The organism is Polycladomyces zharkentensis, from assembly GCF_016938855.1.
Lineage (GTDB): Bacteria > Bacillota > Bacilli > Thermoactinomycetales > JIR-001 > Polycladomyces > Polycladomyces zharkentensis.
On sequence record NZ_JAFHAP010000008.1, the window covers coordinates 115,684 to 131,588 of the forward strand.

At 53.2% G+C, this 15,905-nt stretch carries 11 protein-coding genes and 1 riboswitch; of the genes, 7 read left to right on the plus strand and 4 right to left on the minus strand.

Features of this window, described 5'->3' with window-relative positions; genetic code table 11:
* The first annotated feature begins 3 nt into the window (after positions 1-3).
* The 4 genes from miaB to JQC72_RS07835 all read left to right on the plus strand — a co-directional run bounded on the left by miaB (position 4) and on the right by JQC72_RS07835 (position 4,141).
* Positions 4-1,482, plus strand: coding sequence for a tRNA (N6-isopentenyl adenosine(37)-C2)-methylthiotransferase MiaB (gene miaB, locus JQC72_RS07820; protein ID WP_205494528.1), 1,479 nt, complete (start codon positions 4-6; stop codon positions 1,480-1,482).
* Position 1,483: 1 nt separating this feature from the next.
* A complete protein-coding gene (locus tag JQC72_RS07825) occupies positions 1,484-1,915 on the plus strand; it encodes a YlbF/YmcA family competence regulator (RefSeq protein ID WP_205494537.1) in 432 nt (143 codons plus the stop codon).
* A 101-nt stretch (positions 1,916-2,016) separates the two neighbouring features.
* Positions 2,017-2,592: an outer spore coat protein CotE gene (gene cotE / locus JQC72_RS07830; RefSeq protein WP_205494538.1), complete on the plus strand. Its 576-nt coding sequence runs from the start codon at positions 2,017-2,019 to the stop codon at positions 2,590-2,592.
* A gap of 142 nt (positions 2,593-2,734) precedes the next feature.
* Complete coding sequence (locus tag JQC72_RS07835) at positions 2,735-4,141, plus strand: putative amidoligase domain-containing protein (protein ID WP_205494539.1); 1,407 nt, start codon at positions 2,735-2,737, stop codon at positions 4,139-4,141.
* 351 nt (positions 4,142-4,492) lie between these two features.
* Here JQC72_RS07835 and JQC72_RS07840 read toward each other — a convergent pair whose 3' ends face one another.
* Positions 4,493-5,239 carry an MBL fold metallo-hydrolase gene (locus JQC72_RS07840; RefSeq protein WP_205494540.1) on the minus strand — a complete coding sequence of 249 codons (747 nt, stop codon included), beginning with the start codon at positions 5,237-5,239 and terminating at the stop codon, positions 4,493-4,495.
* A gap of 375 nt (positions 5,240-5,614) precedes the next feature.
* On the opposite strand from JQC72_RS07840, the gene JQC72_RS16855 reads away from it, so the two are divergent.
* Positions 5,615-5,887: a transposase gene (locus JQC72_RS16855; protein WP_205494541.1), complete on the plus strand. Its 273-nt coding sequence runs from the start codon at positions 5,615-5,617 to the stop codon at positions 5,885-5,887.
* A 242-nt stretch (positions 5,888-6,129) separates the two neighbouring features.
* Here the strand turns inward: JQC72_RS16855 and JQC72_RS07850 are convergent, their stop codons facing one another.
* From JQC72_RS07850 to JQC72_RS07860, 3 genes are all read right to left on the minus strand, one after another.
* Positions 6,130-8,781, minus strand: coding sequence for a phosphoenolpyruvate synthase (locus tag JQC72_RS07850; RefSeq protein WP_205494542.1), 2,652 nt, complete (start codon positions 8,779-8,781; stop codon positions 6,130-6,132).
* A gap of 172 nt (positions 8,782-8,953) precedes the next feature.
* On the minus strand, positions 8,954-9,757 hold the full coding sequence (locus JQC72_RS07855; protein WP_205494544.1) for an efflux permease Rv1217c-related protein: 804 nt from the start codon (positions 9,755-9,757) through the stop codon (positions 8,954-8,956).
* Positions 9,754-10,641, minus strand: coding sequence for an ABC transporter ATP-binding protein (locus tag JQC72_RS07860; RefSeq protein ID WP_205494545.1), 888 nt, complete (start codon positions 10,639-10,641; stop codon positions 9,754-9,756). The genes JQC72_RS07855 and JQC72_RS07860 overlap by 4 nt, the downstream gene beginning before the upstream one ends.
* Positions 10,642-10,830: 189 nt before the next feature.
* A riboswitch (cyclic di-AMP (ydaO/yuaA leader) is annotated at positions 10,831-10,999 on the minus strand.
* Between the two features lie 393 nt (positions 11,000-11,392).
* Here JQC72_RS07860 and mutS point away from each other — a divergent pair.
* On the plus strand, positions 11,393-14,017 hold the full coding sequence (mutS, locus tag JQC72_RS07865; RefSeq protein WP_205494549.1) for a DNA mismatch repair protein MutS: 2,625 nt from the start codon (positions 11,393-11,395) through the stop codon (positions 14,015-14,017).
* Between the two features lie 12 nt (positions 14,018-14,029).
* Positions 14,030-15,904, plus strand: a complete 1,875-nt coding sequence (mutL, locus tag JQC72_RS07870; protein WP_205494550.1) for a DNA mismatch repair endonuclease MutL — start codon at positions 14,030-14,032, stop codon at positions 15,902-15,904.
* Position 15,905 lies beyond the last annotated feature (1 nt).

Below are 15,905 nucleotides of genomic sequence, written 5' to 3' on the forward strand. Positions count from 1 at the left end.
ATCATGACCCAAAAAGTGAAGGATTGGGAACGTTACTTCGTTCCGCCGGATCTGAAGGCGGCGAAAAAACGCGGCAAACAGGACGTGGAAGTGCTTCAGTTTGGTGAGATACCGGAAGATATGCGCCGGATCGGCGAAGGGAAATATTATCTGATCCGCACTTACGGCTGTCAAATGAACGTACATGACAGCGAGACGATCGCGGGTATCCTGGAAATGATGGGATATCGTCCCACAGAGTCGGAAGAGCAGGCTTCCGTCATTTTGCTCAATACCTGTGCCATCCGTGAAAATGCGGAAGACAAAGTCTTCGGCGAGATCGGCCGGCTGAAACCGCTGAAGATGGAAAATCCCGATCTGATATTGGGGATGTGCGGATGCATGTCCCAGGAAGAAGGTGTCGTTAACCGTATTTTGCGTCAGCATCCCTATGTGGATCTGATTTTCGGGACGCACAATATTCACCGCCTGCCCTTCTTGTTGAAGGAAGCGCTTTTCAGCAAGGAGATGGTGGTGGAAGTTTGGTCCAAAGAAGGGGATATCGTCGAAAACCTGCCCAAGGTGCGGGAAGACGGTCTCAAGGCCTGGGTCAACATCATGTACGGTTGCGACAAGTTCTGTACGTACTGTATCGTACCCTACACGCGCGGAAAGGAACGCAGCCGCCGGCCGGAGGACGTATTGGCCGAGATTCGGGAACTGGCACGGAAAGGGTATCAGGAAGTCACCCTGCTGGGCCAGAATGTCAACGCGTACGGAAAGGACTTCAAAGATCGTCATTACACGTTTGCCCACCTGATGGACGACGTGCGCAAGATCGGCATTCCGCGCGTTCGTTTCACGACCAGCCATCCGCGTGATTTCGATGATCACCTGATCGAGGTGCTGGCCAAAGGAGGCAACTTGGTGGAACACATCCATCTGCCGGTGCAGTCGGGCAGTACGGAGATCCTGAAGATGATGGCGCGGAAATACACCCGGGAACAATATCTGGAGCTGGTTCGCAAAATCAAGGCGGCCATTCCGAACGTGTCGTTGACGACCGACATTATCGTCGGTTTTCCCGGTGAGACAGACGAACAGTTCGAAGAAACGCTGTCGCTGGTGCGTGAGGTGGAATTCGATTCGGCGTTTACGTTCATCTACTCTCCCCGGGAAGGAACCCCGGCAGCCAAGATGAAAGACGATGTCCCGCCGGAAGTGAAGAAAGAGCGCCTGATGCGGCTCAACCGGTTGCAGGACGAGATCAGCCGCAGAAAAAACGAAGCGCTCCGCGGCAAAGTGGTTGAGGTGCTGGTCGAAGGGGAAAGCAAAAAAGATCCCAATGTGCTGTCGGGACGGACCCGTTCCAACAAGTTGGTCAACTTCACCGGTCCGAAACACCTGATCGGTCGGTTTGCCCATGTTCGGATCGATGAGCCGAAAACGCACACGCTGAAAGGAGTATGGGTGGAAGAAACCTATGCCCAGGTGGGGATGTGACATGAATCGCATCTTGAACGACGTCCATCCCGTGTTGCAAACGGCGGCCGAGCTGGGTCGCCGTTTGCGGCAGACAGAAGAGGTCAGCCGGTTTCGACAAGCGGAGAAACAAATCCAAAACAGCGCCCGTGTCAATGGTCTGATTGCAGAGATCAAAAGAAAACAAAAAGAATTGGTTCATGCCAAGCACTATCAAAAAACAGAATATGTACGCCGGCTTGAACAAGAATTGAAAGCCTTGCAGGAAGAGATGGAAAATTTGCCGATTGTCCGGGAATACCAACAGAGCCAAGTGGAAGTGAACGACCTCCTGCAAACGATTCAGCAAGTGTTGGCCGATGCGGTCTCCCGCAAGATCGACGTGGAAGTGGGCGGGGATGTTTCCCGGAGTGGGTGTGGCAGCGGAGGCCCATGCGGATGCAAAGGCCATTGAACGGCAATTCCCCACGGATTTTTCCGTGGGCTTTTTTTGCACCCTAGACTCCTGCCCTGCATACACATGGTACTGAACGATTGTTTGGAGGAGGGAGCGACATGGCAAAAACAGACAGAGACGTGCAATATCGCCAAATCATCACCAAAGCGATTTGCGGCAGGGGTCGTAAGTTCTCCCAGGCAACGCACACCATCCACCCACCGGACAATATCTCCAACATTTTGGGTGCTTGGATTATCAATCATTCATATGAAGCGCACCGTGTGGGTGAGGTTGTCGAGGTCATGGGAAACTACGACATCAACATCTGGTATGCCACCAAAGGCAATACCAAAACGGATGTGGCCAAGGAAACGGTACGGTATGTTGATCAGGTGCCGCTTAGCTTCTACGACCGGAATCTGCGGGAAGATACGATCAGCGTGAATGCGGTTTCCACGCAATCTCCCAACTGCATCGAGGCAACGATCGCCTCCAGCGGCGATGCCGTCCTGGTAAGGGTGGAACGGGAGTTTCTCGTAGAAGTGACGGGGGAAACCAAAATTTGCGTCGCCTGCTATCCACACGATTATGAGGACCTGGACGACAAAGCGTATGAGCCGTCCTCGTTGGAAGCGGATGTGCAGGACTTTGACGATTTGGATCCCGATTTGGTCATCGACGATCTCGATTGAACCGATCTGGAGGGGGAAGATCCCCTCATTGTTGTTGAGGGGGGCATTTGCCCCCCTTTTTGTTTATTCGCTAACCTGCCACCCAGGTGCTTCATACCATATCAGTGTATGTGATGTTGGAAAAAGTGAAAGGGGAAAGGCGATGAGCTCCCTCACTCTTCCATGTAAACAATGGGATGATAAACAGTGGATTCGGAGTGAAGCGATTTCCGCAGAACGGGTTCTTTCCCCATCGATTCGATTGGAACTTTCGAATGCACCGGCTGAGTTTTCCGAATCGATGTTGGTACTCAATGACGAGGTCGTAGTGGAACGCATCCGCAAAAGGGAAATCAAAGCAGGGGCTTTGAAGCTGCATGGCATCTCCTTCGCCACTGCCCAAATGCGGCTGCTCAGGCAATACATTGTGGTCGCTTTCCAGACGGAAACACTGTTGGTGTATCGATCCAAAGGCAGCTCGGTTTGGCTGGCACAGGGTAAAAAGCCCCAACGTGTTGCGTATGAACGTGTGCCCCTGAAAGAAAAAAATCGGGAAGTCAATCGGGTTCAGCAGCTGGCCGTGCGTTCGTTGTATGCGCTGGGATTGGATTACGGTGTCGTCAAAGTGGGGACGCTGCCGGGCAGAAAATTCGTTGTGGTGGATGTGATTCCCAATCCGAGATTAAACACCGACATGGAGAATGTGTTGGTTCATGCGATTTACCGATATGCCAAACAATTGGGAGAAACCGCGGTCAAGCCCGAATCCGTCACGTTGGGAGCAGATCCGGAGTTTATCATGAAACATGCCAATGGGCAACTGGCGTTGGCGTCCCAATATTTCCCCCGTTTTGGCCGGGTGGGATGCGATGAGATCTGGCATGGGCAGAATCGCGCCAACAAACCCTTGGTGGAGATTCGCCCACAACCCACGCCCGAGCCGCGCAAACTGGTGGTGCGGATTTACCAGGGATTGATCATGGCTGCCAAAAGAGTGAAGGCGGGGAATGTCGTGTGGCTGGCCGGTGGGATGCCATGTTCCGGTTATCCGTTGGGCGGTCATATCCATTTCAGCGGCATTTTGCTCAATTTCAAACTGCTCAGGGCGTTGGACAACTATTTGGCGTTGCCGTTGGTGTTGGCGGAGGACCCCAATGGTGTCAAACGACGGCCGAAATATGGTTATCTGGGGGATTTCCGTCATCAGTTCCACGGTGGTTTCGAATACCGGACATTGCCCAGCTGGCTGATTTCACCCACAGTGACAAAAGGGGTAATCGCGGCTGCGCAACTGATTGCTTCCCGCTATCCCTATCTGGAGTTGGAACCGCTCAAAAGATTGTCCGTGCAACGGGCATATTATCAGGGGATCAAAACCGACATCCAACCGCTGGTGGAAACATTGTGGGAGGATTTGCGCGGGTTGAATGAATACCAAGGTTATGCGGAATTTCTGGATCCTTTTTACGAGTATCTGTTGTCCGGCCAAACCTGGGATGAACAAAAAGACATTCGCAAGGTATGGAAAGTCCCTCCCTACCAGCCCTCCCCCCGGAAGACCGCCCAGTGACTTGAATGGGTTGGCTCCGTCGACCAGGGTTTCAAAAGCGAGTTGTTCTGTTTCTGGCTCAAATTCTCGGGGCAACTGAGGAGAATGTTCGGCCATCCATGTATTGCCAATGATCCGTCTCCAGCATTTTCTTCAGCCATTCTGATGTGTCTCCGGGAGTCAAGGTGGGACAGCGGGAACGATTCGATCCCACATCGCCCGGCATAGCGCGAAGTTGATCATTCTTTCCTTGAAAGAGAAAAGACAAAAAGCCACTCTTTCAAGTGGCCCATGCTGCTGACAAACTAGAAGATCAACAGCCACAAGACTTGTCTATTTACAGACGATTACCGATTTCGTTTCCAAGCTGGTTTATTCAATATGGATTGACTGCTTCGGTTCCAACATCTCCAGAATCACATTCTGTTGCCGGGCCGATTTCATCAAGCGATCAACCAAATCAGGCGTTTCATTGTATACCGGCGGGTTGTGGAAGGTTCCGTAATGGATGGGAACAATTTTTTTGGCCCGTAAAACCAACGCTGCGGAAACGGCCTGCTCAGGGGTCATACAAATCGGCTGACCGCTCGGGGTCAATTCCTCTTCTTCGACTATCGCCCCGTTAACAGGAAGAAAGGCAATATCGAAGGGACCGTGTTGTTCCGCGATCTTCCACCAGTAACCGTGCCATAAGGTATCTCCACAATGTATGATCTTCCTTCCTTCAGCCTCCACAACCCAACCGACTTGTGGGTCGCCAAGGCCGTCCACCGAAGAAATCGCCTTGATCCGCAGAGAACCCAGGGTAATAGTATCCTCTGGCCGGACTCCCTTCCCATTCCGGAGAGAGGTTTTCTCCGTCTTTTCCAGGGAATAGGCGGGAACGTACACTGGTACTTCCGCACCGTATGTAGAAACGATCGCCTCAGCGTCATAATGATCCGAATGAAGATGAGTTACCAGCACCGCATTGGCACGTCCGAAATCACTTAATGGATACAACCGTTCCCGCGGACGTCCGAAAAAGGACTCATTGACGTGAAACATTGGGTCAATTGCCACAGCCGTGCCTTCCCATTCCACCAATAATCCGGCCCAGTTAAGGCGTTGAATGTTCATGTGGTCTGCCTCCTTAGCGATGGATTCTCCGAAACTCCCTAACCGACAGAATCGGTTGCTCAGGATAAAAGAAAAATGTCACCCGTCTGATAACACAATGTGTTAATTTTATGGTAAATCGGATTTGATAATCAGTAAAACCGAATGTTTTGATTATAACAATCTCTTTTTCCGATGGAAGGGGAAATCTCGTCATTCTCAGCCTGTAGTAAGGAACGGGAATCCCCACTCTTGGACCTATGTTAACAGCCTCATTTTTTGGTCGAAATCAGAAGTTAACATCAAGGGAAAAGGACGGAATGGTATGTTTCAAACCCACTCCCATCGGCAAGGGCGCTGAACGCTGGGTACCTGACGAGTCCGATTTGCCATGCCTTGAAAGAGCAAGGGATCTTTGCCGTCATCGCCCACCGCGAGTGCAAGTCCGATCCGCAAACATGCCGGGATTGCCCGTTTTTATCCCGGTGCACGCGTTCGAAGAACCATGTGAAAACCATCGCCTGTCACGATTGGGAAGATACCAAGGAGTGGGTTCGTCAAAACCGGTTAAGCGAGCGGGGAAAAGCGCTCAACAAGCGAAGAAAAGAGATGATCGAGCGTAGTTCGCGGTTGCGAAGGAACTGCACGAACTTCGCTACGCATGGATGAGGGGGCGTGCCAGAGTAACAGAGCAATGCCTCCTTACTGCCGTGTGCCAAAACATCAAGAAAATGGCCATGCTCCTCTGGAGGAGGAGCATGGGTCTCGAAGGCGGGCCCTTCTCCGTGATCTCTGTCCAAATTTCTCTGTTTTCTTCTGATCCTTATACAAAACCCATTTGTTTTTCGCTGGGTTTGAGCCACTCTTTTTCAGAGTGGCCCCATTCTTCGTTTTTGATTGCCGCCCGACGATCAGCTTTTCTCATCCAATATCTCCACATAACCTTTCGTGCCGTCAACACGGACATATTGGCCATCTTTCAATATTTTTGTTGCATTCTCCACACCGACAACGGCGGGGATTCCGTACTCCCTTGCCACAACGGAACCGTGGGTCATCATCCCTCCGACCTCTGTCACGAGCGCTTTTGCGGAATGAAAGAGAGGGGTCCAGCCCGGATCGGTATAGGGGGCGACCAAAATATCCCCTTTGTTCAGTGATCCTTCTTCCAGTCTGCGAACCACTTTGACATACCCTTCCGCAACGCCCGCAGATACGGGAATGCCGACCAAAGCGCCTAGAGGTGCCTGCTCGTTGCTGATTTCGGCAGTAAATACTTCTCCACTGCTTGTGATGACAAGGGGAGGGGTGAGCTTCCGGTACCTCTCTTCCAATGCCTTCCGGGAATGAATCAATTCCCTGACATCACCGTTGAAGCGGTTCTCCAGCAAGGCGACCAGTTCATCCAATGTCAAATAGAAGACATCTTCTTTCTTTTCAAGGATTCCTTTTTCAAACAGAGTGTTCGCTTCTTCCAAAATGGCTTCTCTGTAAATGTCAAAATAGCGGATCATGATATACTTGGGCAGTTCACGGATTCCCACCGTATTTCGGTAGAGGGTGATAAGGCGGGATAATTTTTTTGCTTTTCTTGTGCCGCCGGGTGTTGCTTTGACCCGTTTCAATAAGGATTGAATCGCCTCATTCGCTTCTTGCTCTCCCTGTTTGAATTTTTCCCGGTGTTCATTCGGGGCATTGCTTCTCATATGACTGAGAATGGATGGGACGAGCATGGTGGGCGCTTCTTTGTAGCGAACCCGAGTGATATCAATTTCCCCCGGGGCCCGCATCCCGAACCTTTCCATAAACCGGTCCAGTGCGGCTTTAAATGCATCTCCGCCTTCCACTTTGCTTAAGCCTTCATAAAACATTCGGTCTTCCGCCCGTTCCAGATATTCCACTACTTCAGGATAGTTTCTGGCCGTGTCGGCCAGATCCCCGATCATCAGCCCCATTTCACTTGTCACATTGCCCGGAGGGGATTTGTAAACCGATGCGCTCAATTCTTCACCCAGCCATTTTTTTACTTTTCGTTTTATGATCGGTAATGTAATGAACCCTGTATATACGTAGGCCATTGGAGCAACCAGTGAGAAAAACCCGCGCTTGGCATGTTTTTGTATGAACTGAATCCACTGTGCTCCGGACCGTTGAAACACCTCCTGTCTAAAGCGGGACAAGTCCTGCTCATAGGTGGAGGTAGCCCTCTGAACGGCCAGATGCGGATTTTCAAAATACATGATTTTGATCAACCGGGGAATCACTTTGCCATAAAATGCAAGCAGCTGTTTCACTGCGCGGAAAACCTGTCTCTTCACCCCCCGTTTGGGTGCTCTCTTTTGAAACTCTTCGCTTAAAACAACCTTCTTCAGCGCCAACACATTATCGTCCGTCACAGAGCTTTTGAGAAGCTTACGCTGTACGAACTTCAAATACATGAAACTGGAACAATCCCAGAAGAGCCTGCCACCCGCTTCAACAAACGGAGATGAATCATCTTTAAACGGATCGAGCGCTTTCCAGACGGAGATCCCGAGCGGTTTCATATAGTCTGTCATCATTTGACTGTGGCCAATTGAAAGATATACATGGTAATTGTCATCATCAGCAGCCGGAACCGGGTACAGAGAAGTGATGGGACGGCTTTGCAGGATATAGATGCGGTCACCTTCCAGACACCACTCGATATCTTGTTCCGCACCGTAATGTTTTTCGATCCTGCGCCCCAGTTCCGCCAGCTCCAAGATCTTCTGATCCGGAAGCGCTTGTTGTTGTTGAAGTTCCGGCGGAAGTTCCCTGATTTCCGTTCCACCCCGGGAAACAGGGAAGATGCCTTTCTCCTTTTTCGCGATTTGTTTCTGGATAATCTGCTGGTCACGTACTTTATACAAATCGGCCGTCACAATGCCGGAAACAAGTGCCTCTCCAAGTCCAAACCCGGCATCAATGGAAACCGTGCGCCGATGTCCTGTAACCGGGTCTGCCGTAAACATGATGCCGGACACATCAGGAAATACCATCCGTTGCACCACGACAGACAAGGATATGGACCGATGATCGAATCCGTTATTGATACGGTATACGATCGCCCGATCTGTGAAGAGGGATGCCCAGCATTTTTTGACTGCTTCAATGAGTTGTTCAGCCCCCTTCACATTCAGGTAGGTTTCCTGTTGACCAGCGAAAGAAGCGGTTGGTAAGTCCTCGGCTGTTGCACTGGAGCGGACAGCGTAAGCATGATCTTCACCCAGTTTCGACCACGCCTTGATGATTGCTGATTTTATTCGATCAGAAAGCGGGATCGTAAGCAAGTGATGACGAATTCTCTGTCCCAATGAGCGGATCTCGTCGAGTTGTTCCGGTTTCAACTGATTCATCAGGTTGAACCATTCATCCATCTTATCACTTGCTTCGATGAAATGGCGGTAAGCCGATGTCGTGATGCAAAATCCAGGAGGAACGGGGAATCCCGCTTTTGTCATCTCTCCCAGATTTGCTCCTTTCCCGCCGACCATAGGCAAGCTGTGGCGATCGATCTCATCGAAATACTGAACATATTTCATGACCTTTCACTTCCTTTTCAAACAAGTAGGGACCAAAGCTCCACGACTTCACGCGCTGTTCGATACGGACACAATCCGTGACACTGAAGTAGAGGGAGGTGCCCAGTCGGGCACCATCATGAGTGCCAGCAGGGAATGAACAGGATCGTTTTTCGGAACGCCATCTGCCTCGTCACAATGACAAATCTCGCCGGCGGAAAACCATCGTCGCAATGAGGAACAGCACCATCGCGGTAAAGCCCAAACCTGCCGCTATCCACAAAATGTCTTCTTCTCCCCGTGCGAGACGTGCCGGTTCATACAGGCTGAACAACGTCCAGTTCCGGAGCCAATCCAGTTTTTCACCCAGTTTACCGGCAAAGTCCATCGCATAGAACAGGATGGTCACTGTTGCCGACCAGGATACCGCCTTCTTTTCATCGTCAAACAGGCACGAAAACAGGAAGCTGTATGCGCCGATCACAGAAAAAAACAGGAAACAGACCAGATTCAGTTCCATGTAGTCTGACCGATTCAAGGCGGGTTGATCCAGCAGCCAGGTATCTCCCGCGATCCCGCCGAGAAAGGTGAACAGGTTGATCAGCCCGAGCCCCGTGATGAAAAATGCGACTTGCGTCAGGATGAGCCGTGACCGGGACAACGGCGTTGACAGCAGAAATGCCATGGACCCCCGGTCGACATGCCGAGCCACCAGCCGGGTCGGGATCACCACGCTGTACACCATCAGCAGGATCAGATACAGGAAGGAGTGGTACTCAACAGCGATAAAATCGTTCAAACGCTGTACACCGGCCTCAATTCCCAACACTTTCATCATCTCTTCCGGCATTTTCTTCAGCAATTCATTCATGTCTCCGGGATTCAAGCTGGGATAGATGGAAACAATCATCAGCACATAAAGAAACGACCCGATCGCCATCGCTGCCAATGTCTTGCCGTGCAACCGCCACATTGCCCGGTACAGCGCAAGGTTCATCGTTCGTTCGCCTCCCGTCGTTCATAGTAGTGCATAAAGATTTCTTCGAGATCCATCTCTCTGTGTTCCAAATGGCGCACATCCACATCGCCCAGAGCGCGGATCAGGGGATTCAGATCACCTTGTACCTCGATTTCAACCGTGGTTGCTCCCCGGCGGACCACACTGAGCCCGGCCTGAATCAATCGGTCGATGTCCGATTTTCTTCCCAGCGTCACAACAAACGCTTTCCGCTGCTCACTGCGCAATTCCTGGACGGATTTCACAGCGATCAGCCGTCCTTTCCGGATGATGCCGACCCGGTCTGCCGTGCGCTCGATCTCCGGAAACTGATGAGAGGACATGAAAATCGTTTTTCCTCGCTTTTTTTCTTCCAGAATCAATTCCACAAACCCCCGTTGCATCAGGGGATCCAAACCGGAGGTGGGTTCGTCCAGGATCAAAATCTCCGGATCATGCATGAATGCGGCCACAATGGCCAGTTTTTGTTTCATTCCCTTGGACATTTTTCGGATCGGGACTCGGGGGTCCAGTTCCAGTCGCTCCAGCAGCTCATTCCTTCTGTCATCCTTCTGTCCACGGAGTCCCGCCATCAAATCCAAGAAACCGGTACCGTCCAGTCCTTCAAACATGGCGATCTCCCCCGGGAGATAACCGGTGACTTTTTGAATCTTGTCCGATTCATTCCAGCAGTCCATGCCCCCGATCTCCGCTTTGCCCTCATCCTGTCTCATAAAACCCATCAAGTGACGAATCGTAGTGGATTTTCCCGCACCGTTTGGTCCGAGATAACCGAATACTTCACCCCGATTCACTTCAAGGGTGAGATCAAAAATTCCCTTTTCACCCGGAAACCGTTTGGTCAATCCATGAATCCGTATCATGATCGAGCCTCCTCTCCGCCTTTCCGGCGATAAAAATCATCCGTAACGTCCATCATGGTGTCTTTCTTTCGCCATCGCCATTCTTGAGCGTAAAAGCTTCCCGTCACCAACAGAAAAAGCCACGAGAAGGGTGTCTTCCCGTGGCTTTTTGAGCACAGCAAAAACAGCCGTGCTGCCGCACGATTCCACTCCCCCTCTCACAACGCTTACGAGGTTAGCTGACGGATTCGGGTGGCTGAGAGTCACCCTACCCGGGCATTAACCCGGGATTCACCCCATGCAGTCCGTGACCGATTCGCCACAGCCTGCGGTTGGTTCCCCCGCTCCCGCGTATCGCGGGATTCAGCGATTTACGAGGATGTATTTTATTTTTAAATCGAGCTCATCATACTCCTCCGACCACCTGATGTAAAGTGTCATTTTTCATCAAAAAGGAATGAAATACCGTCATGTGACCCGATCCGTTTGATGGGAGATCCATTTCTCTTCTGTTTACTCCCCCTGACGAAATCCGTCGGGCAAATCCTTTTCAAACCATATTCCCGGATACAGGTTGATCATGAGGAATGACGAAGTGCGAAAAGATGTATGGATACGGCACTCGCAGTTGGGGCGGACTGCACCGTGTTCGTACAGTTGAGACCGCTCCTCATTGTTGATCGGGGTGAAACAGACGTTGTTCGGTCCGTTGGGGAGTGTTACAATAGACCGTACGAAACAACGACTCTTACCGTTCGGAGGGTGTCCTGTTTTGGCCAAATATACGCCGATGATGGAACAGTACTTATCGATTAAGGCAGAGTATCCGGATGCCTTTTTATTTTTCCGTTTGGGCGATTTTTACGAGATGTTTTTTGAGGATGCAAAAAAAGCAGCCGAAGAGCTGGAAATTACGCTGACCTCACGCGACGGCGGGAAAGAACGGGTACCGATGTGCGGTGTGCCGTATCATTCCGCCGAGGCGTACATTGAGCGATTGATCGAAAAAGGATACAAAGTCGCGATCTGTGAACAGGTGGAGGACCCCAAAGCGGCCAAAGGCGTGGTCAAACGCGAAGTGGTTCGCGTGATCACACCGGGAACGGTCATTGAGGAAAAAATGCTGGCCGACAAAGAGAACAACTTTTTGGTGGCGCTCGCTACCGATGGCCGTGCGCATGCGTTGGCGGCCGGGGATCTTTCCACCGGTGAATGGTACGTGACCCAGTTGGAAGGGTCATTGGACCGGCTGATGGATGAAACCGGTGCATACCGACCACGGGAAGTGCTGCTCGACCCCGCATTGGCCGGGGATCGTCACTTCCAAAAGCGGCTTGGCATGCGGTTGGGATGTCTGTTCACCCCAATGACCGAGGAGAAACTGGGGAACGCCGGTGAACTGGAAGCGGCATTGGCCCAGCAATTTCCATCGGCAAAAGAGGTGTTCACGACAGCGCTTTTGGTCCGGGCTGGCGGGATGTTGCTTCGCTATCTGCAAGATACGCAGAAGCGATCCCTGCGGCATCTCAATCGGGTTCGACGGTATGATGCCCGCCAGTTCATGATTCTGGACGAAGCGGCCCGGCGCAATCTGGAACTGACCGCTACGTTAAAGGACGGTCGGCGTCAAGGATCGTTGCTCTGGTTGCTGGATCAGACGGCGACCGCGATGGGGAGCCGGATGTTGCGCCAATGGTTGGACAAGCCGTTGGTGAACAAAGAGGCGATCGAGGAACGGCAGGACGCGGTACAGGCGTTTCTGGACGACCTGCTGTTATTGGAGGAAGTCCGGGAACGATTGAAGGAAGTGTATGATCTGGAGCGATTGGCTGCCAGGATCGCGTATGGTTCGGCCAATGCCCGGGAATTGCAAGCGCTTCGCCGTTCGCTGGAGGCGCTTCCCGCATTGCGGCAGGTGTTGGCCCGGGTGGATTGCCCGCCGCTTCGGATGATGGGCGAACATATGGATGTGTGCGCAGATGTGGCGGAGCTGATCGCCAGGGCGATCGAGGATGATCCCCCCGTTTCGGTCAAAGAGGGCGGCTTGATCCGGGAAGGTTATCATCCCCATTTGGATCGGCTGCGTACGGCGCAACGGGAAGGGAAGAACTGGATCACCCAGTTGGAGCGTCGCGAGCGGGAAGCGACGGGCATCAAGTCGCTCAAAGTGGGTTACAACAAGGTATTCGGTTACTATATCGAGGTGACCAAGGCCAATCTTCGCCATTTGCCGGAAGGTCGATATGAACGGAAACAGACCTTGGCCAACGCGGAGCGGTTTATCACGCCGGAGCTGAAGGAAAAGGAACAGTTGATTCTGGAAGCGGAAGAAAAGTCGGTGGAATTGGAGTACCAGCTGTTCACCGAGGTCCGCGAACAAGTGGCCCGGCAGATTCCGCGGTTGCAAAAGCTTGCCGAACAAGTGGCGCGGTTGGATGCGTTGCAATCGCTTGCCGCCGTGGCCGACCGCTACGGATATGTCCGTCCGGTCATCCGCACGGACGGTCGCTTGCGAATCGAAGCGGGGCGGCATCCGGTGGTGGAGGCGGCCAACCGGGAGGAGCCGTTCGTGGCCAACGACGCGGATATGGACCCGGAGGACCGCCAGATCTTGCTGATCACCGGTCCCAACATGGCCGGAAAAAGCACCTATATGCGCCAGGTGGCCCTGATCACGTTGATGGCGCAAATCGGCAGCTTCGTTCCCGCGAAGCGAGCGGAAACCCCCATCGTGGACCGGATCTTTACACGGATCGGTGCGGCGGACGATCTGGTCGGGGGCCGGAGCACGTTTATGGTGGAGATGGCGGAGACGTGTCAGGCGCTCACCCAGGCGACGAAACAAAGCTTGATCCTGCTGGACGAAGTGGGACGCGGTACCTCTACATACGACGGCATGTCTCTTGCCCATGCGATCGTGGAATACATCCACGATCATGTGGGGGCAAAAACTTTGTTCTCCACCCACTATCATGAACTGACCCGGCTGGAGGAAACGCTTCCCCGGGTGGTGAATGTGCACGCCCGATGCGTGGAGAAAGACGGAAAAGTGGTCTTTCTCCACCGGATCGAACCGGGGCGTGCTGACCGCAGTTACGGGATTCAAGTGGCTGAGCTGGCCGGATTGCCGCCGGAAGTGATCCGTCGGGCCAAAGTGATTTTGGACCAGCTGGAGGGGCAGTCGGAAACGGCCGCCACGGTTCAGCAGTTGGAGTTGTTCCCGACCGTTCCCGAACCGGAGACGCGAAAGGAAAAGGTCCCCGAACCGGAATTGAGTGAGACGGAGCGGGAAGTGCTGAAGGAACTGGCCGAGTGGGATCTGATGGGTTCCACCCCCCTGGACGCGATGCAGTTGATCCACCGTCTGCAACAACGGCTGAGATCCAGCCGGGTGTAGGGAGGGCCGAAGATGGGAAAGATCCGCATTTTGGACGATCATTTGGCCAACCAGATCGCGGCGGGAGAAGTGGTGGAGCGACCGGCATCCGTGGTGAAAGAGCTGGTGGAAAACGCGATCGATGCGGAGGCGGACCGGATCGCGGTTGAGTTGGAGGAAGGCGGTATCCGCTCGATCCGCGTTTCCGACAACGGTTGCGGCATGGACCGGGAGGATGCGAAACTGGCTTTCGCCCGGCATGCCACCAGCAAAATTCGCCGGGAGCGGGATCTGTTCGCGATCCGCACGTTGGGTTTTCGCGGAGAGGCACTGCCCAGCATCGCTTCCGTATCCCGTCTGACTCTGACCACCCAGGACGGATCAGACCAACCCGCCACCCGGCTCAAGCTGGAAGGGGGCGAAATGGTCTCGATTGAGGAAACGTCCCGTTCCCGGGGAACGGATGTGCGGGTGGAAGACCTGTTTTACAATACGCCGGCTCGTTTGAAATACCTGAAAACCGTCAACACTGAGGTTAGTCACGTGGCCGATGTGATCGGCCGATTGGCGCTGGCACATCCGAATCGGGCATTTTCGCTCCGCCACAACCGACGTGAATTGTTCCGGACACCCGGCGACGGGAAATTGATTCACGTCATCCATGCCTTGTACGGAAAACAAGTGGCGTCCCACATGGTGCAAGTGGAAGCGGAAGATCCGGATTTCCGCCTGACGGGGTTGGTGGCCCGTCCCGAGGTGACCCGGTCCAACCGTTCGTATTTGTCCATCATTCTGAACGGACGCTATATCCGCAGTGTTCCATTGGTACAGGCGGTATTGCAAGCGTATGAAACGCTGTTGCCGGTGGGGCGTTATCCGATCGGTGTGTTGTGCGTGGAGACGGACCCCAAACTGGTGGATGTCAATGTGCACCCCGCCAAGCTGGAAGTGCGCATCAGCAAGGAAAAAACGCTGTACGACCTGATCGTGCAGTCGGTTCACCAGGCATTGCACCGGCAAGTGCTTGTCCCCAAGGTGGAAAAAAAGACGGGCGGTCCGACGGTGCGAAAAACGCAAGTGGTGCAGGAACGGTTGTCCTTTGACCGGCCAGCAGAGCGGCCGCGATCGGATGAGTATCCGTCATTGTCACGTCCGATAAGGGAAGACCGGGTAAACGAGCCGCCTTCCAGGCCAGAGAGGACGGAATCCGTTTCCCGCGCCGGTTTGACCGGGCAAAAGGCGGTTCCGGATCGGTTGTCGGTTCAATCGCGGGAAAAACCGGAGCAATCGCCGACGGTCGCCGAGCAGGAATCGGAGGAGAACTCCCGTTTTCCGATGATGGAACCGTTGACGCAAGTTCACGGCACTTACATCGTGGCGCAATCGGAAGACGGTTTCTATTTGATTGACCAACATGCGGCACATGAACGGATTTACTATGAACGCTTCCTCCGCCGTATGAAAGAGACCGATCCCGAGCAACAACCCCTGTTGGTGCCGATGACGGTGGAATGCACACTGGCCGAGGCGGAAACGATCCGAAGCAAGCTGGATGATTTGCGCGCAATCGGTTTGGAAGTGGAACCCTTTGGGGGAACCACGTTTCTCGTGCGCTCACACCCGCGTTGGTTTCCCGACGGACAGGAGGAGGCGATCATCCGCGAGATCGTCGATTGGCTCAAGGAGCACGGTCGGGTGGATACGGTTCGCCTCCGGGACGCCAGTGCCAAGCTGATGGCGTGCAAAGCGGCGATCAAGGCCAACCGCCACCTGCGGCGGGAGGAGATGGAACGATTGCTCGAGGAGTTGGGGGCATGCGCCAATCCGTTCACTTGTCCGCATGGCAGACCGATTCTCGTGCATTTTTCCACCTATGAAATCGAAAAGATGTTTAAGCGGGTGATGTGAG

Excerpts from the sequence above, each read along its gene's own strand:
- JQC72_RS07840 (WP_205494540.1), bottom strand. The coding sequence starts at position 5,239 with ATGAACATTCAACGCCTTAACTGGGCCGGATTATTGGTGGAATGGGAA.
- JQC72_RS07860 (WP_205494545.1), bottom strand. The coding sequence starts at position 10,641 with ATGATACGGATTCATGGATTGACCAAACGGTTTCCGGGTGAAAAGGGA.
- JQC72_RS07835 (WP_205494539.1), top strand. The coding sequence starts at position 2,735 with ATGAGCTCCCTCACTCTTCCATGTAAACAATGGGATGATAAACAGTGG.
- JQC72_RS07825 (WP_205494537.1), top strand. The coding sequence starts at position 1,484 with ATGAATCGCATCTTGAACGACGTCCATCCCGTGTTGCAAACGGCGGCC.
- miaB (WP_205494528.1), top strand. The coding sequence starts at position 4 with ATGACCCAAAAAGTGAAGGATTGGGAACGTTACTTCGTTCCGCCGGAT.
- cotE (WP_205494538.1), top strand. The coding sequence starts at position 2,017 with ATGGCAAAAACAGACAGAGACGTGCAATATCGCCAAATCATCACCAAA.
- mutL (WP_205494550.1), top strand. The coding sequence starts at position 14,030 with ATGGGAAAGATCCGCATTTTGGACGATCATTTGGCCAACCAGATCGCG.
- JQC72_RS07855 (WP_205494544.1), bottom strand. The coding sequence starts at position 9,757 with ATGAACCTTGCGCTGTACCGGGCAATGTGGCGGTTGCACGGCAAGACA.
- JQC72_RS07850 (WP_205494542.1), bottom strand. The coding sequence starts at position 8,781 with ATGAAATATGTTCAGTATTTCGATGAGATCGATCGCCACAGCTTGCCT.